General features: G+C 71.0%; 20 protein-coding genes. 15 read left to right on the top strand and 5 right to left on the bottom strand.

The features are described from left to right. Positions 1-32: 32 nt before the first annotated feature. The 5 genes from NP095_RS06435 (at position 33) to tgt (ending at position 5,001) form a co-directional block, all read left to right on the top strand. Positions 33-1,406: a cystathionine beta-synthase gene (locus tag NP095_RS06435; protein ID WP_232416797.1), complete on the top strand. Its 1,374-nt coding sequence runs from the start codon at positions 33-35 to the stop codon at positions 1,404-1,406. Next, positions 1,403-2,554, top strand: a complete 1,152-nt coding sequence (locus NP095_RS06430; RefSeq protein ID WP_232416798.1) for a cystathionine gamma-synthase — start codon at positions 1,403-1,405, stop codon at positions 2,552-2,554. Before NP095_RS06435 ends, NP095_RS06430 begins: the two co-directional genes overlap by 4 nt. A 63-nt stretch (positions 2,555-2,617) precedes the next feature. Beyond that, on the top strand, positions 2,618-3,307 hold the full coding sequence (locus NP095_RS06425; RefSeq protein ID WP_232416799.1) for a DUF92 domain-containing protein: 690 nt from the start codon (positions 2,618-2,620) through the stop codon (positions 3,305-3,307). A gap of 55 nt (positions 3,308-3,362) precedes the next feature. Continuing rightward, a complete protein-coding gene (locus tag NP095_RS06420; protein ID WP_232416800.1) occupies positions 3,363-3,767 on the top strand; it encodes a tetratricopeptide repeat protein in 405 nt (134 codons plus the stop codon). A gap of 34 nt (positions 3,768-3,801) precedes the next feature. Continuing rightward, positions 3,802-5,001: a tRNA guanosine(34) transglycosylase Tgt gene (gene tgt, locus NP095_RS06415; protein WP_232416801.1), complete on the top strand. Its 1,200-nt coding sequence runs from the start codon at positions 3,802-3,804 to the stop codon at positions 4,999-5,001. A gap of 6 nt (positions 5,002-5,007) precedes the next feature. On the opposite strand, the gene NP095_RS06410 is transcribed toward tgt, so the two are convergent. After that, entirely contained in the window at positions 5,008-5,739 is a 732-nt protein-coding gene (locus tag NP095_RS06410) for a queuosine precursor transporter (protein WP_249377916.1), read from the bottom strand. A 52-nt stretch (positions 5,740-5,791) separates the two neighbouring features. Here NP095_RS06410 and NP095_RS06405 point away from each other — a divergent pair, with 52 nt between their 5' ends. The 3 genes from NP095_RS06405 (at position 5,792) to cspE (ending at position 8,461) form a co-directional block, all read left to right on the top strand. Next, the gene (locus tag NP095_RS06405; RefSeq protein ID WP_232416803.1) at positions 5,792-7,033 is read left to right on the top strand and encodes a geranylgeranyl reductase family protein; all 1,242 of its coding nucleotides are present in this window, start codon (positions 5,792-5,794) and stop codon (positions 7,031-7,033) included. A 48-nt stretch (positions 7,034-7,081) separates the two neighbouring features. Then, the gene (locus NP095_RS06400) at positions 7,082-7,882 is read left to right on the top strand and encodes an exodeoxyribonuclease III (RefSeq protein ID WP_232416804.1); all 801 of its coding nucleotides are present in this window, start codon (positions 7,082-7,084) and stop codon (positions 7,880-7,882) included. 375 nt (positions 7,883-8,257) lie between these two features. Beyond that, positions 8,258-8,461 (top strand): transcription antiterminator/RNA stability regulator CspE, encoded by a 204-nt coding sequence (gene cspE / locus NP095_RS06395; RefSeq protein ID WP_154595213.1) that lies wholly within the window; start codon positions 8,258-8,260, stop codon positions 8,459-8,461. A gap of 271 nt (positions 8,462-8,732) precedes the next feature. Here cspE and NP095_RS06390 read toward each other — a convergent pair whose 3' ends face one another. Beyond that, positions 8,733-9,857 (bottom strand): PQQ-dependent sugar dehydrogenase, encoded by a 1,125-nt coding sequence (locus NP095_RS06390; protein ID WP_232416805.1) that lies wholly within the window; start codon positions 9,855-9,857, stop codon positions 8,733-8,735. Between the two features lie 78 nt (positions 9,858-9,935). Here NP095_RS06390 and NP095_RS06385 point away from each other — a divergent pair, with 78 nt between their 5' ends. The 3 genes from NP095_RS06385 to NP095_RS06375 all read left to right on the top strand — a co-directional run bounded on the left by NP095_RS06385 (position 9,936) and on the right by NP095_RS06375 (position 12,962). Continuing rightward, complete coding sequence (locus NP095_RS06385) at positions 9,936-10,343, top strand: thioredoxin family protein (RefSeq protein WP_232416806.1); 408 nt, start codon at positions 9,936-9,938, stop codon at positions 10,341-10,343. A 13-nt stretch (positions 10,344-10,356) separates the two neighbouring features. Next, a complete protein-coding gene (locus tag NP095_RS06380; RefSeq protein ID WP_232416807.1) occupies positions 10,357-11,862 on the top strand; it encodes an acetyl-CoA hydrolase/transferase family protein in 1,506 nt (501 codons plus the stop codon). Positions 11,863-11,945: 83 nt separating this feature from the next. Then, on the top strand, positions 11,946-12,962 hold the full coding sequence (locus NP095_RS06375) for a serine hydrolase domain-containing protein (protein WP_232416808.1): 1,017 nt from the start codon (positions 11,946-11,948) through the stop codon (positions 12,960-12,962). Here the strand turns inward: NP095_RS06375 and NP095_RS06370 are convergent. Next, positions 12,949-13,791, bottom strand: coding sequence for a dioxygenase family protein (locus NP095_RS06370; RefSeq protein ID WP_232416809.1), 843 nt, complete (start codon positions 13,789-13,791; stop codon positions 12,949-12,951). The genes NP095_RS06375 and NP095_RS06370 overlap by 14 nt on opposite strands. Positions 13,792-13,865: 74 nt before the next feature. On the opposite strand from NP095_RS06370, the gene NP095_RS06365 reads away from it, so the two are divergent. Then, on the top strand, positions 13,866-16,445 hold the full coding sequence (locus tag NP095_RS06365) for a DEAD/DEAH box helicase (RefSeq protein WP_232416810.1): 2,580 nt from the start codon (positions 13,866-13,868) through the stop codon (positions 16,443-16,445). Between the two features lie 18 nt (positions 16,446-16,463). Here the strand turns inward: NP095_RS06365 and NP095_RS06360 are convergent, their stop codons facing one another. Continuing rightward, positions 16,464-17,750 (bottom strand): 5-methylcytosine restriction system specificity protein McrC, encoded by a 1,287-nt coding sequence (locus NP095_RS06360; protein ID WP_232416811.1) that lies wholly within the window; start codon positions 17,748-17,750, stop codon positions 16,464-16,466. Further along, positions 17,747-19,417, bottom strand: a complete 1,671-nt coding sequence (locus NP095_RS06355; RefSeq protein ID WP_232416812.1) for an AAA family ATPase — start codon at positions 19,415-19,417, stop codon at positions 17,747-17,749. Before NP095_RS06355 ends, NP095_RS06360 begins: the two co-directional genes overlap by 4 nt. 135 nt (positions 19,418-19,552) lie before the next feature. Here NP095_RS06355 and NP095_RS06350 point away from each other — a divergent pair, with 135 nt between their 5' ends. The 3 genes from NP095_RS06350 (at position 19,553) to NP095_RS06340 (ending at position 22,218) form a co-directional block, all read left to right on the top strand. Continuing rightward, on the top strand, positions 19,553-20,062 hold the full coding sequence (locus NP095_RS06350; RefSeq protein WP_232416813.1) for a hypothetical protein: 510 nt from the start codon (positions 19,553-19,555) through the stop codon (positions 20,060-20,062). Positions 20,063-20,242: 180 nt separating this feature from the next. After that, positions 20,243-20,605: a DUF485 domain-containing protein gene (locus NP095_RS06345; RefSeq protein WP_232416814.1), complete on the top strand. Its 363-nt coding sequence runs from the start codon at positions 20,243-20,245 to the stop codon at positions 20,603-20,605. Further along, a complete protein-coding gene (locus NP095_RS06340) occupies positions 20,602-22,218 on the top strand; it encodes a solute symporter family protein (protein WP_232416815.1) in 1,617 nt (538 codons plus the stop codon). Before NP095_RS06345 ends, NP095_RS06340 begins: the two co-directional genes overlap by 4 nt. The last annotated feature ends 20 nt before the right edge of the window (positions 22,219-22,238 follow it).

Below are 22,238 nucleotides of genomic sequence, written 5' to 3'. Positions count from 1 at the left end.
CGGCCTCATTGGTGCGATGACATGATGGAGTCATGACCATCGCGAACCACGTGGTCGACCTCATCGGCGACACTCCCCTAGTCCGGCTGAACTCCGTCGTACCCGAGGGTGGCGCGACGGTCGCCGCCAAGCTCGAGTACCTGAACCCCGGAGGCAGCTCCAAGGACCGCATCGCGGTCAAGATGGTCGACGAGGCCGAGGCGTCCGGCGCTCTCAAGCCCGGCGGCACCATCGTCGAGCCGACCTCCGGCAACACCGGCGTCGGCCTGGCGCTCGTCGCGCAGCAGCGCGGATACTCCTGCGTCTTCGTCTGCCCCGACAAGGTCAGCGAGGACAAGCGCAACACGCTCAAGGCCTACGGCGCCCGCGTGGTCGTGTGCCCCACGGCCGTCCCGCCGGAGCACCCGGACTCGTACTACAACGTCTCCGACCGCCTCGTCCGCGAGATCGAGGGCGCCTGGAAGCCCGACCAGTACTCGAACCCGGCCGGCCCTGCCAGCCACTACGAGACCTCGGGCCCCGAGATCTGGAAGGCCACCGAGGGCAGGATCACGCACTTCGTGGCCGGTGTCGGCACCGGCGGCACGATCACCGGCGTCGGCCGCTTCCTCAAGGAGCAGAACCCCGACATCAAGATCATCGGCGCCGATCCCGAGGGCTCGGTCTACTCCGGCGGCACCGGCCGCCCGTACCTGGTCGAGGGCGTCGGTGAGGACTTCTGGCCCAGCGCCTACGACCCGAGCGTCGTCGACGAGATCATCGCGGTCTCGGACGCCGACTCGTTCGACATGACGCGTCGCCTGGCGCGTGAGGAGGGCCTGCTCGTCGGCGGCTCGTGCGGCATGGCCGTCGTCGCCGCCGCGCGCGTGGCCGAGAAGGCCGGTCCGGACGACCTCATCGTGGTGCTGCTGCCCGACGGTGGCCGCGGCTACCTGTCGAAGATCTTCAACGACGACTGGATGGCCTCGTACGGCTTCCTGCGTACGCCGCTGTCGGGCGACGCGACGGACCTGCGCGTCCTGGACATCCTGCGCCGCAAGAGCGGCGAGATGCCCGCGCTGGTCCACACGCACCCGTCCGAGACGGTGCGCGACGCGATCGAGATCCTGCGCGAGTACAACGTCTCGCAGATGCCGGTCGTCGGCCCCGAGCCGCCGGTCGTCATCGGCGAGGTCGCGGGCAGCGTCAGCGAGCGCGAGCTCGTCAGCGCCGTCTTCGAGGGACGCGCGCAGCTGACCGACGCCGTCGCCGAGCACATGGAGCCCCCGCTGCCGATCATCGGCTCCGGCGAGGACCTCGCCGCCGCCCTGGACATGTTCAAGGGCAACGACGCGCTGATGGTCGTCGACGAGGGCAAGCCGCTCGGCGTCCTGACCCGACACGACCTGCTGGGAGTGCACGTATGAGCGACGAGCCGCAGCAGGGCTTCTCCACGCGGGCGATCCACGCCGGCCAGGAGCCCGACCCGCGCACCGGCGCGGTGAACATCCCGATCTACGCCAGCTCGACCTTCGCCCAGGACGGCGTCGGTGGCATGCGCGAGGGGTTCGAGTACGCCCGCACGGGCAACCCCACCCGCCGGGCGCTCGAGGCCAACCTCGCCGCGCTCGACGGCGGCACGTACGGCCGGGCGTTCTCGTCGGGCATGGCCGCGACGGACACGGCGCTGCGCGCGATCCTGCGTCCCGGTGACCACCTGGTCATCCCCGATGACGCCTACGGCGGCACGTTCCGGCTGATCGACAAGGTCTTCTCGCAGTGGGGCATCGATCACACCCCGGTGGCGGTCAACGATCCCGAGGCCATCGCCGCGGCGATCACCGACCGCACCAAGCTGGTGTGGCTCGAGACGCCCACCAACCCGCTGCTGAACATCGCGGACATCGCCGCTGCCGCCGAGGTCGCGCACGCGGCCGGCGCGAAGCTGCTGGTCGACAGCACCTTCGCGTCGCCGTACCTGCAGCAGCCGCTCGCGCTGGGCGCGGACATCGTCCTGCACTCCTCGACGAAGTACCTCGGCGGCCACAGCGACGTCGTCGGCGGCGCGCTCGTCACGAACGACGCCGACCTCGACGCCGCGTTCGCGTTCCTGCAGAACGGCGCCGGCGGCGTGCCCGGGCCGTTCGACGCCTACCTGGTCATGCGCGGCATCAAGACGCTCGCCGTGCGCATGGAGCGACACTGCGACAACGCCGAGGCCGTCGTCGAGATGCTGACGGCGCACCCCGCCGTCAGCGAGGTCCGCTACCCCGGCCTGGCCGACCACCCCGGCCACGACGTCGCCGCGAAGCAGATGCGCCGCTTCGGCGGCATGATCTCGCTGCGCCTCGCCGGCGGACGCCAGGCGGCGCTCGACCTGTGCGCGCGCACGAAGGTCTTCACCCTGGCCGAAAGCCTCGGCGGCATCGAGTCGCTCATCGAGCACCCCGGCGCCATGACGCACGCGTCCACCGCCGGATCGCAGCTCGAGGTGCCCGAGGACCTGGTCCGGTTGTCCGTCGGCATCGAGGACATCGAGGACCTGCTGGCCGATCTGGGGCAGGCCCTGGCCTGACCCGGCCGCCCGGCCCTCGGCGGATCGCCGGGGGCTCACCGGGCCTTCGTTACCCTCGAAATCATGTCTCCCAAAGGCTTCCTCGGCGGTTTGTCCTGGCTCCAACTGGTGGCCGGTGCGCTCGCGGCGATGACGTCGGCGTGGGTCGCCTCGTTCCTCGGAGTGGCCGGCACGATCATCGGCGCGGCGCTCGGCAGCCTCGTCGCATCGATCGCCAGCGCCCTCTACGCGCGCGGGCTCGATCGCGGCACCACGCTCATCACCGAGAGCGGCTCGGTGGTCGCGCGCGCCCGCCCGTCGGGCGAGGGCGGCGAGGACGTCGACGTCGCGGTGACGCGGGAGCAGACCGTCGTGTCCGTCGACGAGGCCGAGCGCGCCTTCCCGTGGAAGCGCGTGTTGACGTGGAGCGGGCTGGCGCTGGCCGTCTCGCTGCTGGCGATCGGCGGCTACGAACTGGTCACGGGCGACTCGTTCGGCAAGGCCGACAACCCCACGATCGGCCGGCCCTGGAAGGACCAGAGCAGCACGCCGAAGTCGCCGACCGAAGGCAGGACCAACGGGCCCGCCGACTCCACGGAGCCGACCGGCGAGCCCGACGACGGCCCGACGAACACGCCGTCCGCCCCGGCCCGCCCGGAGCCGACGCAGCCTGCCCCCACTACCGAGGCGCCGAACGACTCCGTGCCGGAGCCGGAGCTCGAGCAGACTCCCCCGCCGGCCGGCCAGCAGGCACCCCAGGCCGTCCCGGAGTGACGCGGGAACATTCGCACCGGTCGCGCGGTTGAGAGCGGTGACGAAAGGAACTGCGATGACCATCTGGATGAAGCCGACGCTGACCGCGGAGTCGATCGCGGCGATGGAGCCGCTGGACGCCTTCCGTTACGCCGAAGACCTGCTCGACTCGCGCTTCCCGCGTGAGGCCGTGCGGGTCCTGCAGCCCCTGGCCGAGCTCGAGCCGCGCAACGCCGCGGTGTGGGAGCTGCTGGGGCGCGCGCACTTCGCGGCCGCTCACCTCGGCCCCGCGGAGGACGCGTTCCGCACGCTGACCTCGCTGGAGCCGACCAGCGCCTGGGCGCACACCGCGCTCGGACTGGCCCTCGACCGGCAGAGCCGGCACAGCGAGGGTGCGGTCCATCACCGCCTCGCCGCGGCGATGGGCGCCAACGACCGCGACAACACGCGCGTCGCACTGGTCGACCGCCCCGGCGCCTGATCGGGAGCACGGCCCCGTCTGTTTGGATGGGGCCGTGTTCACCGTCGGAAGCACCCTGCCGGACGCCCCCGGAAGATCGGGCACCATCACCACCCCCCACGGGGAGATCCGCACCCCGGCGTTCATCCCCGTCGGCACCAAGGCCACCGTCAAGGCGGTCCTGCCCGAGTCGATCGTCCAGCTGGGCGGTCAGGCGGTGCTGTCGAACGCCTACCACCTCTACCTGCAGCCCGGCGCCGACATCGTCGAGGAGGCCGGCGGCCTCGGCGCCTTCATGAACTGGCGCGGGCCGACCTTCACCGACTCGGGCGGCTTCCAGGTGCTGAGCCTGGGCGCCGGCTTCAAGAAGACCCTCGCGATGGACGCCGTGGGCACCGAGGCCGACGACGTCATCGCCCCGGGCAAGGACCGGCTCGCGCACGTCGACGACGACGGGGTGACCTTCAAGAGCCACCTCGACGGCTCCAAGCACCGGTTCACGCCCGAGGTGTCGATGCAGATCCAGCACCAGCTCGGTGCGGACATCATCTTCGCCTTCGACGAGCTGACCACCCTGATGAACAGCCGTGAGTACCAGGAGGACTCGCTCAAGCGGACCCAGGCCTGGGCCGAGCGATGCCTCGCCGAGCACCAGCGGCTGTCCGCCGAGCGCGCCGACAAGCCGCGTCAGGCGCTCTACGGCGTCGTCCAGGGCGCCCAGCACGAGGACCTGCGCCGTCAGGCGGCCCGGGGCCTGGCCGGCCTCGACTTCGACGGCTACGGCGTCGGCGGGGCGATCGAGAAGGAGAACCTGGGAACCATCGTCCGCTGGGTCACCGACGAGCTGCCCGACGACCGGCCCCGGCACCTGCTGGGCATCGGCGAGCCCGAGGACCTCTTCGCCGGCGTCGAGGCCGGCTGCGACACCTTCGACTGCGTCACCCCCACGCGGGTCGCGCGCTCGTCGCGGATCTACACCGCCGACGGCCGTCACAACCTCATGGTGGCCGCCTCGCGCCGCGACTTCGGCCCCATCGAGGAGGGTTGCGACTGCTACACGTGCGCCCACTACACGAAGGCGTACCTGCACCATCTGTTCAAGGCGAACGAGTACAACGCGGCGACGCTGTGCTCGATCCACAACGAGCGCTTCTTCATCCGATTGGTCGACAGCATGCGCGACGCGATCGAGGCCGGGGACTTCGCCGCACTCAAGCAGGAGTGGCTCGGCCGGTACCTGTCGAAGTCGGCCTGAGCGGCCTCAGCCGGCGTAGTAGCCGGGCTCGCGCCGCTTGAGCCACCCGATGACGCGCACGGTCAGCGGCATGAGCGCCAGCTCGACGCCGACCTTGAGCACCACGCCCATCACGAAGTAGTTCAGGAACGCGCCGAACGTGGTGACGCCGATGGCGGAGGCAGCGATCGCGCAGAAGATCAGCGTGTCGGCCACCTCGCCCACGCCGGTCGAGCCGACCAGACGCGCCACCAGCCGGCGCTCGGCCGACCGCTGCTTCATCCGCACCAGGACCCACGAGTTGAGGAACTGGCCCGCGAGATAGCCGGCCACGCTGGCCAGCACGATCTGCGAGACGGGGCCCAGCACCGCCGAGTAGGCGGCCTCGTTCTCGTACCAGGACGCCGCGGGCAGCAGCTCGACGACGAAGAACGTCCCGGCGGCCAGCACGGCCGCGGCGAACCCGGCCAGGATCGCCCGCCGGGCGGCACGCAGGCCGTAGACCTCGGCGATCACGTCGCCGAGCACGTACGCCAGCGGGAAGAGCACGACTCCCCCGTCGAGCACGAGCGGCCACAGCTGGACGGGACCGAGCAGGACCTGTCCCGAGCCGACCTCGACGGCCTTGGTGGCCACGACGTTCGAGATGACGATCACGACGCAGAACATCGCCAGCAGCAGGTCGAAATGACTGGACCCGCGGGCAGCGAAGCGGACGGCATCGTGGTTCGGTGTCGGCGCGGTGGACATGCCGGTCATCTTCCCACCTCCCGTGTCCCGGGCGTTGTGCCCCCGGTGCGAGAATCGACTCATGATCCTGCCGTCCACCACCGACGTCCTCGTCGTCGGCGCGGGGCCCGCCGGCTCGTCCGCCGCCGCCTGGACCGCCCACCTCGGCATGGACACCGTGCTGGTGGACGCGGCCACCTTCCCCCGTGACAAGACCTGCGGCGACGGCCTCACGCCGCGCGCCATCGCCGAGCTCGACCGGCTCGACCTCGGTGACTGGGTCCGCGGACACACGATGAACCGCGGCCTGCGCGCGGCGGGCTTCGGCCAGGAGCTGCTGCTGCCGTGGCCCGGCGGCTCGCTGCCCGACCACGGCTCCGCGGTCCCCCGCACCGAGCTGGACGCCCGCATCCGCGATCGCGCCCTGGCCGCCGGGGCCATCGGTGTCGACGGCGCGAAGGCCGTCGACGTCGAGCGCGACGCTCGCGGCGCGGTCACCGGCGTCGTCGTCGAGACCGCCGAGGGCCGTCACACGATCGGCTGCCGCCGCCTCGTGGTGGCCGACGGCGTGCGCTCGCCGCTGGGCCGGGTGCTCGGCCGCGAATGGCACCGCGACACCGCCTACGGCGTGGCCGGCCGCAGCTACGTCAAGTCCGGCCGGAGCGACGATCCGTGGATCTCCTCGCACCTGGAGCTGCGCGGTGAGGACGGCGAGCTGCTGCCGGGCTACGGCTGGATCTTCCCCCTCGGCGACGGGCAGGTGAACCTCGGCGTCGGCGCGCTCGCCACGGCGAAGCGGCCCGCCAAGATCCAGATCCGTCCGCTCATGGAGTACTACGCCACGCTGCGGCGCGAGGACTGGGACCTCGGCGCCGACCTGCGGATGCCGACCTCGGCCCTGCTGCCCATGGGCGGCGCCGTGTCCGGCGTCTCGGGCCCGAACTGGATCGTCATCGGCGACGCCGCCGGCTGTGTCAACCCGCTGAACGGCGAGGGCATCGACTACGGCCTGGAGACCGGCCGCATCGGCGCCGAGCTGCTGGCCACCGGCGACTCCCCCGCCGAGGCTTGGCCCGCCATGCTGACGGCTCACTACGGCCCGGCGTTCTCCATCGCGCGGCGTCTGGCCGGCCTGATCACCGTGCCGCACCTGCTGCCGACGGCGGGTCCGGTCGGGATGCGCTCGCACAAGCTGATGACCATCGCCCTGCGCGTCATGGGCAATCTCGTCACCGACGAGGACCGCGATCTCACCGCCCGCGCCTGGCGCTGGGCCGGTCGCCAGTCGATCCGTCTGGACGAGCGCCCGCCCTTCTCGCGCTGACCTCACCGGGGGCCGGGAGCGTCGGCGCCGCCGACTATCCTCGATCAGGTGCTCAGGATCGCGACCGTCAACGTCAATGGCATCCGCGCCGCGTGGCGCAAGGGGATGAAGGAGTGGCTCGAGAGCCGCGACGCCGACATCATCACGCTGCAGGAGGTCCGGGCGCCCGACGCGATCGTGCACGAGATCCTCGAGGGCACCGGCTACCACGTCGTGCACACCGAGGCCGTTGCCAAGGGCCGCTCGGGCGTGGCCGTGCTCAGCCGGCTCGAGCCCACCAGCCATCGCGTCGGCAACGGTGACGCGTTCTTCGACGACTCGGGTCGCTGGATCGAGTCCGACCTGACCCTGCCCGACGGCTCGGTGCTCACGGTGGTCAGCGTGTACGTCCACTCCGGCGAGGCCGGCACCCCGCGCCAGGAGGAGAAGTACCGGTTCCTGGACCAGATGACCAAGCGCATGGCCGAGCTGGGCGGCATGGACGGGCACGCCCTGATCACCGGCGACCTGAACGTCGGCCACACCGAGCTGGACATCCGCAACTGGAAGGGCAACCTCAAGAAGGCCGGGTTCCTGCCCGAGGAGCGCGCCTATTTCGACCAGTTCTTCGGCGATCTCGGCTGGTACGACGTGCACCGCCACCTCGCCGGCCCGGTCGAGGGCCCGTACACGTGGTGGTCCATGCGCGGCCAGGCGTTCGACAACGACACCGGCTGGCGGATCGACTACCAGATCGCGACGCCGGAGCTGGCCGCCGCGGCTCGGGTCGCCACCGTGGACCGCGCCGCGAGCTGGGGCGAGCGGTGGTCCGACCACGCGCCGCTGACCATCGACTACGACCTCGGCTGACGCGCCGAGACCACGGGCAAACGAGAGCGGGGGACGCGCCGTCCCCCCGGATGCACGCCCCCCGCCGGCCCCCGGAGAACCGGTGGCCCCACCTCTCACGAGAGTGGTTCTTACTGACTATACCGACGTAGTCTCTTGTGACGCGCGGTGGACGCGCCGGATTCACCGGAGATTCACTCCGACACGTCGAAAATTGGGGGCTCCCCGGCTCGGTCCGGTTGTCGTAGGGTGTTGGCAGTTGCACGACGTTGGACAGCAAAAGGATGCAGTTCCCTACCGGGGCGTGGTTCCTCTCGCGGTTGGATGTGCGTCGCGACCGTCGGGCGTGAAGAGCGCGTTCGACCATCGCCAGAAGGATCGAAGAGGAGAAAGACCATGGCCACCGGTACCGTCAAGTGGTTCAACGCCGACAAGGGCTTCGGATTCATCGCCCCCGATGACGGCGGCGAGGACGTCTTCGCGCACTACAGCGCGATCCAGACCAACGGCTACCGCTCGCTGAACGAGGACCAGAAGGTCGAGTTCGACGTCGAGCAGGGGCAGAAGGGCCTCCAGGCCGCCAACATCCGGCCGCTCTGAGACCCGCAGCACCGCAGAACGCCAAGAACCCCACCACCGCGAGGTGGTGGGGTTCTTGCTGTCAGTGCCGGGAGGGAGCCGGACTCACAGGGCGGCGAACCGCCGTTGTCACACTCGCGTTCCGAAGCGGACGCGAGGGACGGTGGAAGACGATCCGAGCGTGACGTGGGCACGTATACCCAGAGGCGCTGCATTCCCCATGACGTCGGTGCGCCGAGTCATCCCCCGCAGTCGACGATAACCACAAACCGTTGAAATGACCAGAGATTTTTCACGCTGAGATCGCGACGCGGACGATGCGGTCGTCGCCCCGGCGCACGTCTCCGCGGCCGTCGGTGTTGGAGGTTCCGACCCACAGCGAGCCGTCCGGAGCGACGGCCACGGAGCGCAGCCGACCCAGCTCGCCGGTCAGGAACGCGCGCGGCTTTCCGGCCTTCCCACCGTCCAGCGGGACCTGCCACAGCCGCTCGCCGCGCAGGGCCGCGAGGAACGCCCGCTCGCCGCTGATGGCCAGCCCGGCCGGTGACGCCTCGTTCGTCGACCAGGTCGCGGCCGGGCGCACGAAGCGGTCGTCGCCGCCGTCGCCCTCGACCTCCGGCCAGCCGTAGTTGCCGCCCTTGACGATCCGGTTGAGCTCGTCGGTGCGCTGGTCGCCGAACTCGCTGGCCCACAGCCGGCCGGAGCCGTCCCAGGCCAGTCCCTCGACGTTGCGGTGCCCCAGGGACCAGACGCGGTTCCCGAAGGGGTTGCCCTCCACCGCGCGTCCCTCCTGGTCGATCCGCAGGATCTTGCCGTTGAGCGAGTCGCGATCCTGCGCCGTCTGCGCCTGCGCCGCGTCGCCGACCGCCACGAAGAGGTGCCCCTGGCGGTCGAAGGTCAGTGCACCGCCCTGGTGGTTGAACGCCTTGGCCATTCCGGTCAGGATCGGCTCGGCCCGGCCGATGCGCTCGCCGTCGAACTCGAGCCGGACGACGCGGTTGTCGTCGGGACCGGTGAGGTAGGCGAACAGCGCGGACTCGTCGCCCGGCGCCAGGGCCAGCCCCTGCAGTCCTCCCTCTCCCCCGGGCGCCACTCCGGGGACGTCGCCGACCTGCGAGACCCTGCCGTCGGGCGTGACCCGCACGATCGACGCGTCGTCGCGCTGGGTGACCAGCGCGGTGCCGTCCGCGAGGAAGACGATCGCCCACGGCACGTTCAGGCCGGTGGCCACCGTCCCGTCCAGCCGGGGGTCGATCGGCTCGGGCGTCGCCGGACTCGAGGGCGGCGACGACGACGGCGGCGGGGACGACGTGTCCGTGGACGGTCTCGGACGGGGGGATTCCTCGCCGCCTCGGCAGCCGGCGAGCCACAGGGCCCCCAGTGCGGCTCCCCCGGCGATCACGGATCTGCGGTCCATGGATCGATCATGCCGCAACCACCGGAATGCCACTGTGGAGGTGAACGTTGACCATGAGGTACCCGAGGAAAGGCCATCATGACCACGATCAACCTGACTGCCGACACCTTCCAGGACACCGTGACCGGAGACGGCATCACCCTGGTGGACTGGTGGGCCGGCTGGTGCGGACCCTGCATGCAGTTCGCTCCCGTCTACGAGGCCGCCAGCGAGCGGCACCCGGACATCACCTTCGCCAAGATCGACACCGAGGCCGAGCAGGAGCTGTCCGCCGCGGTGCAGATCACCTCGATCCCGACACTGATGGCGTTCCGCGACGGCGTCCTGCTGTACGCGCAGCCCGGCGCGCTGCCGGCCCAGGCGCTGGACGAGATCATCGATCAGGTCCGCAAGCTCGACATGGACCAGATCCGTCGTGAGATCGCCGAGCAGGAGGCGCAGTCCGCCGCAGGCGCGCCCGACGTGCCGGAGGCCTCGCAGAACTGACAGACTGCGACACATGAGTCGTGTGTCGTGCCCTGTGGCGTCCTCGCGCATCATGAGTGCCGAGGAAGCCGTCCAGTTCATCCGCCCCGGCGACAACGTCGGGATGAGCGGCTTCACCGGGGCCGGCTATCCCAAGGCCGTTCCCTCGGCGCTCGCGGCGCGAGCCCGGGCGGCGCACCAAGCAGGCGAGGACTTCCGGATCGGCCTGTGGACCGGTGCTTCCACCGCTCCACAGGCCGACGGCGTCCTGGCCGACGCGCACGCGATCTCGACGCGGCTGCCGTACAACTCCGACCCGATCCTGCGCCGGCAGATCAACGCCGGCGAGGTCGACTACGTCGACGCCCACCTGAGCCACTCGGCCCAACAGATGTGGTTCGGCTTCTACGGCCCGCTCGACGTCGCCGTCATCGAGGTGACGGCCATCCTGCCCGACGGACTCCTGGTCCCGAGCAGCTCCGTCGGCAACAACAAGACCTGGCTGGACCAGGCCGACAAGGTGATCCTCGAGGTCAACCACTGGCAGCCGCGCGAGTTCGAGGGCTTCCACGACATCTACGGCGGCACGGCCCTGCCCCCGTACCGCCGCCCGCTGGAGCTGACCGAGCCCATGCAGCGCATCGGCGAGCCCTACCTGAAGGTCGACCCCGCGAAGATCGTCGCCGTCGTCGAGACGGACGCGCCGGACGAGGGCGCCGCGTTCTCCGCGCCGGACCACGTCTCGCGAGCGATCGCCGGCCACGCGCTGGACTTCCTGCGCGGCGAGGTCGGCGCCGGGCGCATGCCCCCGGAGCTGCTGCCGCTGCAGTCCGGCGTCGGCAACGTCGCCAACGCGGTCCTCCAGGGCCTCGACGGCAGTGAGTTCACGAGCCTCGTGGCCTACACCGAGGTCCTGCAGGACAGCATGCTGACGCTGCTGGACTCCGGCACGCTGCGCGCCGCCTCGACCGCCTCGTTCGGGCTCTCCCGCGAGGGCATGCAGCGCTTCCGCAGCGGCATCGACGGGTACAAGGGCCGCATCCTGATGCGCAGCGAGGAGATCTCGAACCATCCTGAGATCATCCGGCGTCTGGGCATCATCGCCATGAACGGCCTGATCGAGGCCGACATCTACGGCAACGTGAACTCGACCCACATCATGGGCAGCTCGGTGATGAACGGCATCGGCGGCAGCGGCGACTTCGCCCGCAACGCCTACCTGAACTTCTTCCTGACCCCGTCGACCGCGAAGAACGGGGCGATCTCGACGATCGTGCCGATGGTCAGCCACGTCGACCACACCGAGCACGACGTGCACGTCATCGTCACCGAGTTCGGGCTGGCCGACCTGCGTGGCCTCTCGCCGCGCGAGCGTGCCGAGCAGGTCATCGCGAACTGCGCCCACCCGGACTTCCGGCCGCGGCTGCGCGACTACTTCGAGCGGGCCTACGCCGCGCGCCCCGACGCCCGGCACACGCCGCACCTGCTCGACGAGGCCCTGTCGTGGCACCAGCGGTACCTCGACACCGGGAGCATGTGAGCGCACGCGCGACAGCCGGCGTCCTGCTCGCCGGGCTGTTGCTCGCCGCCTGCACGTCCTCCCCGCCCGCCGGAAGGTCCGCCATGTCCGACGCCAGCCTGCCGACCCCGTCGCGGTCCCCCGCGACCACGGCGCCTCCCCCGACCGACTTCACCGCGCTCGACCGGCTCGTCGACGCCAGCGGCTCGACGTGCACCCTGGTGATGCGCGGGGACGAGGTCGTCCACGAGCATCCGGCCGGATCGCGCGACGCCACGCGCCGGGTCTACTCGATCACCAAGTCGATCGTCGGCGTGCTGCTGGCGATCGCGGCCGCCGAGGACGAGCTGAGCCTCGACGACCCGGTGTCCCGGCACGTGCCGCGGTGGCCCGCGGAGTCCGGGGACGTCACGATCCGGCACCTCATGTCGATGACGTCGGGACGGGCGTGGACCGAGGCGCTGGACGGCGCCATGATCCGGGCCGCGGACCAGACCTCAGCAGCGCTCGCCACGGGACAGCAGAACACCCCGGGCGCCACGTGGCAGTACGACAACCTGGCCAGTCAGGTGCTCTCGGCCGTCCTGACCTCCGCCGTCGGCGACATCGAGACCTACGCCGACGCACGGCTGTTCACGCCACTGGGCCTGACCGACACGTCGTGGTCACGCGACCGTGCCGGCAGCGTCACGACCTACGCCGGCATCGTCTCGTCCTGCGCCGACCTGGCCCGCCTGGCCGTCATGATGCGCGACCAGGGCCGTTTCGCGGGACGCCAGGTGGTGCCCGCGGCGGCCGTGTCCGAGCTGACGACCCCCAGCTCGGACCTCAACGCCGCCTACGGGCTGCTGTGGTGGACCAACGCCGAGGGACGGGTGCAGGAGGTGCGCCGCGCCGCCGGGTTCGAGCAGGACCGCGAGCCGTACCGGGGCCGGCTGTCGCCGGCCGCTCCCCCGGACGCCTTCTGGGCCCTCGGCTGGGGCAACCAGCTGATCGCGGTCGTGCCCTCGGCCGACACCGTCGCGGTGCGCCTCGGCCCCAAGCCCGCCGGCCCCGACGACCTGACGATCGACGGCTTCACGGCCGCGGTGCTGGAGGGGCTCGGGATCAGGCAGCCGTGATGAACGACCGCATGCCGACCGAGCCCATGTCGATCTCGGTGTTGAAGAACCCGACCTGCTCGTCGGGCTCCAACAGGCTGAGCGAGGCGACCATCGGGCGGTAGTGGTCGTCCGTGGGCACCGCGACGCGGGCGGCGGACCACGAGCGGTACGGGTCGAGCAGGCGCGTGACGTCGCCGGTCGAGATCGCGTCGGCGGTTTGGGTGTCGAACTCGACCGCCCAGTCCCACGCGGGGCCGCCACCCCAGCGCACCCGGTTCAGCGCGTGCACGATGTTGCCGCTGCCGATGAACACGACCCCGCGTCGACGCAGGTCGCGCAGCCGCGAGAACAGCTCGTACAGCTTCGGCAGGGGCATCGAGTAGTCGATGCTGATCTGCAGGACAGGCACCTTCGGCGCCGGGGCGAGGAACTTCAGGACGCTCCAGGTGCCGTGGTCCAGTCCCCACTGGCTGTCCAGGCGCGCCTCGTACTCGACGAGGTGCTGCGCCAGCAGCCGGGCCACCTGCTCGTCGCCATGCGACTCGTACTGCACGCGGTAGAGCTCGTCGGGGAAGCCGCCGAAGTCGTAGATCACCGGGTTGCGCGGCGCGTCGGTGATGTGGGTCCCGCCGGGCGTGAGCCAGTGGGCACTGATCACGACGATCGCCTGGGCGTCCGGCAGCCCGGCGCCGACGCGCTGCCACTCGCGGGTGAACGTGTTGTCCGCCAGGGCGTTCATCGGGTTGCCGTGACCGACGAACAGCACCGGCATCCGAGGACTCGGCACCAGCCGGTTCGTCAGGTCGGACAGCCGATGGGTGGGTACGGTCTCCGGGCGGCGGGTCATGTCATGCTCCTTGTAGTTGACGATTCAACTATACCAGACGGACGCCATTTGAAGGCGTGCGTGACAATGGAGGGATGCCGACCCCGACCGAGCTGCAGATCGCGCTGCGGCACCCGGTCCGATTCGTGTCCGACCCCGACGACCCCAGCCGCTCGCGGTTCGTCTTCGACACGCCTCGTGGCGCCCTCGAGGCGACCGCGAACGAGGCGGTCGGGCCGCTGAGCGGCGGCATCCGCGCCCTCTCGGCCGATGCCAGTGCCCGCGCGTGGGCGACCCCGGCGATCATCGCCCTGCGCCTCATGGCGACCGGCACGCTCGCCTCCCCCGATCCGTCGCAGCTGCAGCAGATGCTCAACTCCGCCCGCGCCATCGGGCCCACCGAGGCCGAGGGGCAGGCCGTGATCCGCGGCTTCCTCGCCGCCCTCGTCGCCGAGGCGCCCGCCGTCGCGACCACGCCGCAGCGCCGCCGCGAGACCGAGCAGCCCCGGCCCACCATCGAGCGACCGACGAGCTTCTCGTACCGGCTCGTCGTGACCCTCAGCGGCGACGCGGACGCCATGGCCGACGTCGAGGTCCACGTCCGCCCCCAGGCGATGAACCGCGCCTCGGTCTCGGCGCCCACCGTGCTGACCCGCGACGACCACCACCTCGGTCCCGCCGCCAAGCCCGCACTGCTCGCGATGCTGGAACGGCTCGCCGCCGCCTGGCCGCCCGCCGAGCGGCTCGCGGACGAGGGCCGCGCCCGCGTGACCCCCGAGGAGCTCGGCCAGCTCGGGCAGGGCCGGCCGCTCGTGTCGGCCCTGGCCAACCGCATCGAGATCGAGTGGCCCGAGGGCCTGCGGCACGACGTCCGCGCCACCGGCGTGGTCAGCCGCATCGACACCGACGAGTCGCCGCTGGACCGCGAGCACGACCGCCCGCGTGCGTTCACGGCCGACCAGCTGTTCCGCTTCGACTGGAGCGTCTCGGTCGGCGGCGAGCACCTGAGCCGGGCCGAGGTCGAGCAGCTGGCCGCGTCGCAGTCGGGCATGCTCCACCTGCGCGACCGCTGGGTCATGGTCGACCAGCAGCAGGTCGAGCGCGTCCTCGCCGGCCACGGCCGCACTCTGGACCCGTCCGAGGCCCTGCGCGCCGCGATCACCGGCAGCCTCGAGATCGACGGGTACGAGACCGAGGTCGACACGGTCGGCTGGCTCGAGGACGTCCGGCGCCGGCTGGCCGAGCAGGACTCCGACATCAACCCCGCGGCGCAGCCCGAGGCCCTCGACGGCCAGCTGCGCGAGTACCAGCTGCGCGGACTGCGCTGGATGAGCCAGCTCGTCGACCTCGGCCTGGGCGGGATCCTGGCCGACGACATGGGCCTGGGCAAGACCCTCATGCTGATCGCGCTGCACCTGCACCTGGACTCCCCCGAGCCGACCCTCGTCGTCTGCCCGGCGTCGGTGCTGGCCACGTGGGAGCGCGAGATCGGCCGGTTCGCGCCCGGCGTGCCGGTGTCCCGCTACCACGGCCCCCGGCGCAGCCTGTCCGACGCGAAATCCGGGTTCGTCGTCACGACCTACGCGACGATGCGCTCGAGTGTCGAGGAGCTCTCGGCCCACCGCTGGAACCTCGTCGTGGCCGACGAGGCGCAGCATGTCAAGAACCCCGGCAGCGGCGCCGCCCAGGCCCTGCGCCGGATCGAGTCCGACGCGCGGATGGCGCTGACCGGCACGCCCGTCGAGAACCACCTCGGCGAGCTCTGGGCGCTGCTGGACTGGACGACCCCCGGCCTGCTGGGCACTCGCGAGCAGTTCCGTCGCGAGTGGTCGCGCCAGATCGAGCGCGACCACGACACCGAGCGCGCCGCGGGCCTGTCGCAGCTGATCCGCCCGTTCGTGCTGCGCCGGCGCAAGTCCGATCCGGGCATCGCGCCCGAGCTGCCGCCGAAGATCGAGACCGACCACCGCGTGCCGCTGAGTCGCGAGCAGGTCGGCCTCTACGAGGCCGTCGTGCAGCGCACCATGTCCGAGATCGCCGACTCCAGTGGCATCCGCCGGCGCGGCCTCGTGGTCAAGCTGCTCACCCAGCTCAAGCAGATCTGCAACCACCCCGCGCAGTTCCTGCACGAGCCCGAGGCGCGCCTGGCCGGGCGCTCGGGCAAGCTCGAGACCTTCGACTCCCTGGTCGAGGAGATCATCGACGAGGACGGCGCGGCGCTGGTGTTCACGCAGTACGCCCAGATGGGCCGGCTGCTGGCGCGGCGTCTCGGCGAGCGCAAGGTCCGCCACGACTTCCTGCACGGCGGCACGCCCGTCGCGCGGCGCGAGAAGATGGTGAGCGCTTTCCAGGACGGCGAGACCGACGTGTTCGTGCTGTCGCTCAAGGCGGCCGGCACCGGCCTCAACCTGACCCGGGCCGACCACGTCGTGCACTACGACCGCTGGTGGAACCCGGCCGTCGAGGACCAGGCCACCGACCGCGCCCACCGCATCGGGCAGACCCGCAACGTGCAGGTCCACCGGCTCGTCGCCGAGGGCACGATCGAGGAGTCCATCGCCGAGCTGATCAGCTCGAAGCGCGCGCTGGCCGACGCCGTGGTCAACGCCGGCGAGACCGCCCTGACCGAGCTGACCGACTCCGAGCTCGAGGTCCTGGTCCAGCTGCGGCACTGACGGCCGACGGCGCCGGGGTCAGGCCCCCGTGCCGCCGAGGCGGCGCGAGCCCACCGGGCGACGCTGCGCGATCGTCAGCACCTGAGTCAGGTCGAGCTCGAACTCGCGCACGACGCGGCCCATGCCGCCGGACTCGCCCAGTCCCGACGGGTCGACCGTCAGCAGGTGCAGCATCGACGGTCCGCCGGGCTCGCGAACCCGCATCTGCGTGCCGGGGCGCAGCCCCATGCTCGCGGGGAAGACGATCGCGATGTCGGAGGCGTTCAGACCTCGGCCGGCGGCGATCAGCGGGCCGACCAGCTCGTCGACGAGGTCCTCGGTGTGGTCCTGCGGGCAGACCGTCATGGCGACGAGCTCGCTGGAGGACTCCACGATGGTGTCCACCGCGGAAGCCGTGGAGCTGACGTCGTTGAGGCGCCGGGCGCGCGTGCCCCGGTAGGCCGTGAACCCGGCCTCGCGGGCGGCCCGCTCGGCCAGCACCTGCACGAAGTCGCCGAAGATCCTGCCCGTGCTCCACACGAAGGCGCGGGTCGGGCCGTCGGCGCGGCCGGTGGCCCCGTTCTGCGGACCCATCGACAGGACCCGGGCGATGTCGAGCGCGTCGCTGAGGAACCCGAACTGCGGCGTGAGCTGCAGCCCGTCCATGATCCCGGGCGGGGGCAGCTCCGGTGAGGTCTCGGGGAACAGCTCGGCGTAGTTCGCCAGCTCGGACTCCAGCCAGGGCTGCTGCACCGCGCCGGACAGCTCGCGGCACGCCCACTTCAGGGCCGAGGTGACCGGCCCGTCGGCGACGAACTCCGAGAACCGGCAGTCGACGCTGTAGGGGTCGACGACGCGGCGCCACATCTTGGCGGCGTCGACCTGCCCGCGGATCGAGGAGGTGACGGCACGGCGCTCGACGTAGGTGCGCGGAACGCCCTCGGAGGATGCCCGGGCCATGGCGCCGGCGACGATCATCCCGAGCAGGTCGGGCAGGCCCGCGTGGCGCGTGCCGCGATCGACCTGCGGAATCCACTCGAGGTGGTGGATCGTCGTCAGCATCGTCAGCAGCGAGACCCGCCAGCCCGGATCGTGGCGCAGGAAGTGCGGCATGATCTCGAGCGTCGAGTCGCCCAGGGACAGGAAGCCGGCCAGGCCGCGCACCTGGATCGTGCCGGCCGCCTCGTCGATGACGAACGGCTCCTCGGACAGGCCCAGGCGGGTCGCCAGCTCGGGCGACCGCAGCCGCAGCTCGGCCAGGTCGGCCGCCGTGCCGGTGAACGGCTGGGCGGGTCCGCCATCAACCAGGGTGTATTCAGGCATCATCCACGCACCAAGAAGTCGAAGGTGATCGCCGCGTCCTCGTCGGACCGCTCCATCAGCGAGTCGACGGCCAAGGCCCGACCGGTGAGGGTACGCGTGCGGAAGGGGTAGTCAGCCGGCGCCTGACGCGAGTTGACCCGCAACAGGTCGGCCAGCTGGTCGGGACGGGCGCCGAAGCGGTCCCGGATCTGGGGCCACACATCGTGGTCCCAGACCCGCTTGAGATCGCTCCAGGTCGCGATCTTCCAGAAGTACAGGTGTCCCAGCTCGTAGTCCTGGCCGAGTCGCTCGGTGATCTCGTCGTTGAGGTACGCCAGCAGCGCCACGGCGGCCGCCTGCGGCGTCCAGTGCTCGGCGTCGACCTCGGGGCCCGTCGCGACCTCGAGGCTGACCCCCAGGTGCCGCGCCAGGAAGTCCAGGTCGGCGTACGCGTCGATCCGCTCGAAGCGACGGCCGATGGCCGAGTCGAGCGGGGCGACGGCGCGGTCGACCGAGTTCATCGTGGCGAGGATGTGCAGGTCGTGCGGGAAGAACCACGGCTGCGGCAGCATGTAGGAGTCGCCCGAGATCAGCCAGATCGGCTCGGTGACCGGGTCGCCGGTGGGGCTGCGCTGCACCTTCGGCAGGTTGACCGGGATGGCCGACCGGGTGTCGCCGTTCGGCGCGGCCCGGTACGAGTCGTCCATGTAGGTCATGAAGTCGCCCAGGATCTTGGGCACGTTGCCGCGGTTGATCTCGTCGATCACGAGCAGCGACGAGCCACGGCCCTGGCGGTCCAGCCGGATCGCCAGATCCAGCAGCCGGCCGGCGAACGGCGCGAGTCGGATGCCCTCGCCCGTCGGCCGCAGGCCGACGACGAAGTCCTCGTAGCCGTACTCCTGGTGGAACGTGACCCAGTCGGTGATGACCGGGGGCGCGATCGGCGAGGACTCGAAGCCGGAGGTGAACGGCTGGTCCGCGCGGTGCGGGTCGATGTCGATGGCCTCGCCAGCGGTCCACGCCTCGTCGAGGATCTGGCGGACCTGCGCGACGGCGTGCGTCTTGCCGGTGGCGGGCGGGCCGTAGACCAGGACGCTCTTGCGGTCCCGGAAGGCGTCGAGGATCTTGCGGGCCAGCGGCGTCAGGCTCTGCAGCGAGCCACGGCCCACCGTGATCACACCGGAGTCGACACCGGTGAACAGCGGCTCGCACGAGGCGGGCCAGCCGGCGGGCAGCCGGGTGCCGGTCGTCGACCCGGCGAAGTACTGGCCCGACTCGGTGCAGGCGACGTAGATGTGGAGCCCGCCGATCTCGGCGAGGATCGCCTTGGCGTCGTCGACGGACTGCGGCGTGCGCAGATCCGGCCAGCCGCCTCCGGGAAGCCAGGCGGGGTGGCGCTCGTGGCGATCGTCGTGGCGGTTCTGGGCGTGCAGCTCGTACACGTGGTGACGGCGCGCGGGCTTGAAGGCCAGGGGCGAGGTGACCTCGGGATTGCCGATGACGCGCGGGACGATGCGCACGTCCTGCCACGCGTCCTGCGGCAGCGTCCGATCGAGGCCGATGAACTCCAGCAGCGCCGGGACCTGGGCGATCTCGACGGCCGTGCGTCCTCGCAGGGTCCGACCGGACCGCTCCATCGCGAAGAAGTCCTCCGGACCGATGTCCCGCCACCAGATGCGTTCGACCTTCACTGCACCGTCCTCCCTTCGTGCGCCGTCCGAGTCCGGGCTGTTGTGCCTGTGAGACGGCGTCCACTCCGCACCATGACGCTATCTGCGTCACATTTCTTTCACGTGTCACATCCCGGGACGGCGTACGCTGCGGTGGTGAAGTGGCTCACACGGTCCGGCTCGAGGGCGCGCGGTCTCCCGCTCGCCCGCCCCACGCTCGCCGGCGACGCCTGGCCGGCGGCCGATCCCGCCGCCCGGCACGGCTTCGGCGCCGGCACGATCCACCGCCTCGGGATGGACGCCGCGTTCACCCCGCAGGCCCATGAGGTCGCCGACCTGCTGGCGGCGCGGCTGCTGCCGCTGCTGCCGATCGACGCCTCCCCCGCCGATCTCCCCCACGTCGTCCAGCTGCTGCGCAGCGCCGCGCAGGCCGGCGCGGGGATCGGCATCGTCGACGCCCGCAGTCAGGCGGAAACGCCTGATCGCATGGGCTCCGACGCCGCCGGCGCCCTGGGCGAGGCGGAGCGCGAGCTTCCACCGATGCCCGCCGCGCTGCGGGTCCATGCTCGCTACCTCTTGCACGCCGGCCACCATGTCGCCCGGCTCGGCCCCGGTGTCGTCGACGACCTCGAGGCGGACCTGCGCGACCAGGCCCCGCCGGCCTGACGGCGTCCACCGGACCTACCGCCCGCCCCGCCGGCCGACCGTTCGTCGCAGAATCGGGTCGTTCGTCGCATCCGGCTCGACGGCTCGTGACCTCCTCGAATCGCTGCCCCTAGCGTGCGATGTGACGCCCATCACTGTGATGGCCGTCATGAATCCGCCCGCCACCGTGGAGGTGTTGCTGTGAGCCATCCGACCGAATCCGATCCGGCGTCCCCGGCGCCGACGGGGCGCGAGGCCGCGTACCTGCGCGTCCTGGCGTCACCTGAGTTCCAAGAGCTGCGCCACAAGTACCGCAGCTGGGTCATCCCGGCCACGCTCGCCGGCCTGGCCTTCTACTTCGTCTATGTCCTGATGTCGACCTACGCGGTGGACTTCATGAGTCGTTCTGTCATCGGGAACGTCAACGTCGGGCTGATCTTCGGCCTGCTGCAGTTCGTCGCCACCTTCGCGGTGACGATGGCCTACGTGCGGTACGCCGATCGCGAGCTGGACCCCCGCTCGTCGAAGATCCGTGAAGAGATGGAAGCCGAGGGCCTCGCATGATCGCGACCGCACTGCCGCTGGCCGCCGAGGTCGAGTCCGAGCAGATCGGCAACACCGCGCTGAACATCTCGATCTTCGCGGCGTTCGTCGTCCTGACGCTGGTCTTCGTGATCCGCGCCAGCCGGACGAACAAGAGCACCGACCAGATGTACACCGCCGGGTCGTCCTTCACCGGGCGCCAGAACGGCATCGCCATCTCCGGCGACTACCTGTCGGCGGCGTCCTTCCTGGGCATCGCCGGCGCGATCGCCCTGACCGGCTACGACGGATTCCTCTACAGCATCGGCTTCCTCGTGGCCTGGGTCATCGCCCTGTTGCTGGTCGCCGAGCTGCTGCGCAACACCGGCCGGTTCACGATGGCCGACGTGCTCAGCTTCCGGATGCAGGAGCGCCCGGTGCGCACGGCCGCCGCCGTGTCGACGCTCGTGGTGAGCTTCTTCTACCTGCTGGCCCAGATGGCCGGCGCCGGTGGCCTCGTGGCACTGCTGCTCAACATCAACGACGAGTTCGGTCAGGCCCTGGTCATCGCGGCGGTCGGCGCGCTCATGATCGTCTACGTCCTGGTCGGCGGCATGAAGGGCACCACGTACGTCCAGATCATCAAGGCGATCCTGCTGATCGGTGCCGCGCTGCTCATGACCGTGTGGGTCCTGGCGCAGTACGGGATGAACTTCTCGGACCTGCTCGGCGACGGCGCCGCGGCCGGTGCCGCCCTGGAGCCGGGCAAGAAGTACGGCCTCGACGGCGTGACCAAGATCGACTTCATCTCGCTGTCGGTGGCCCTGGTGCTGGGCACCGCGGGACTGCCGCACATCCTGATGCGGTTCTACACGGTGCCCACGGCGAAGGAGGCCCGCAAGTCCGTGGTCTGGGCGATCTGGCTGATCGGCCTGTTCTACCTGTTCACGCTGACGCTGGGCTACGGCGCCGCGGCGCTGGTCGGACCGGAGCGGATCGCGGCCGCGCCGGGTGCGGCCAACTCGGCAGCACCGTTGCTGGCGTACGAGCTCGGCGGCACCCTGCTGTTGGGCATCGTGTCGGCGGTGGCGTTCGCGACGATCCTGGCGGTCGTCGCCGGACTCACCATCACCGCATCGGCCTCGTTCGCGCACGACATCTACACGAACGTGATCCATCGGGGGAAGGCGCCCGACGGCCGTGAGGTCAAGGTGGCCCGCATCGCAGCCCTGGTGATCGGTGCCGTCGCGATCGTCGGCGGCATCGCCGCCAACGGCCAGAACATCGCGTTCCTCGTGGCGCTCGCGTTCGCGGTGGCGGCCTCGGCCAACCTGCCGACGATCCTGTACTCGCTGTTCTGGAAGCGGTTCAACACCCGCGGCTGCCTGTGGAGCATCTACGGCGGCCTGATCATCACCGTGGGTCTGATCGTCTTCAGCCCGGCGGTGTCCGGTTCCGAGACGGCGATGTTCCCCGACCACGACTGGTCCTGGTTCCCGCTGGCGAACCCGGGCCTGGTCTCGATCCCGGCCTCGTTCCTGCTGGGCATCCTGGGCACGCTCACCAGCAAGGAGCACCTCGAGAACAAGGCCGCCGAGATGGAGGTCCGCTCGCTCACCGGCGCCGGCGCCGAGGGCCGGGCGATCAGCCACTGACGCAGCGCTGAGACGACGAT

The organism is Aeromicrobium duanguangcaii (genome assembly GCF_024508295.1).
Lineage (GTDB): Bacteria > Actinomycetota > Actinomycetes > Propionibacteriales > Nocardioidaceae > Aeromicrobium > Aeromicrobium duanguangcaii.
The sequence above is the reverse complement of the archived record's forward strand: the minus strand, read 5'-3'. Positions and strand labels throughout refer to the sequence as shown.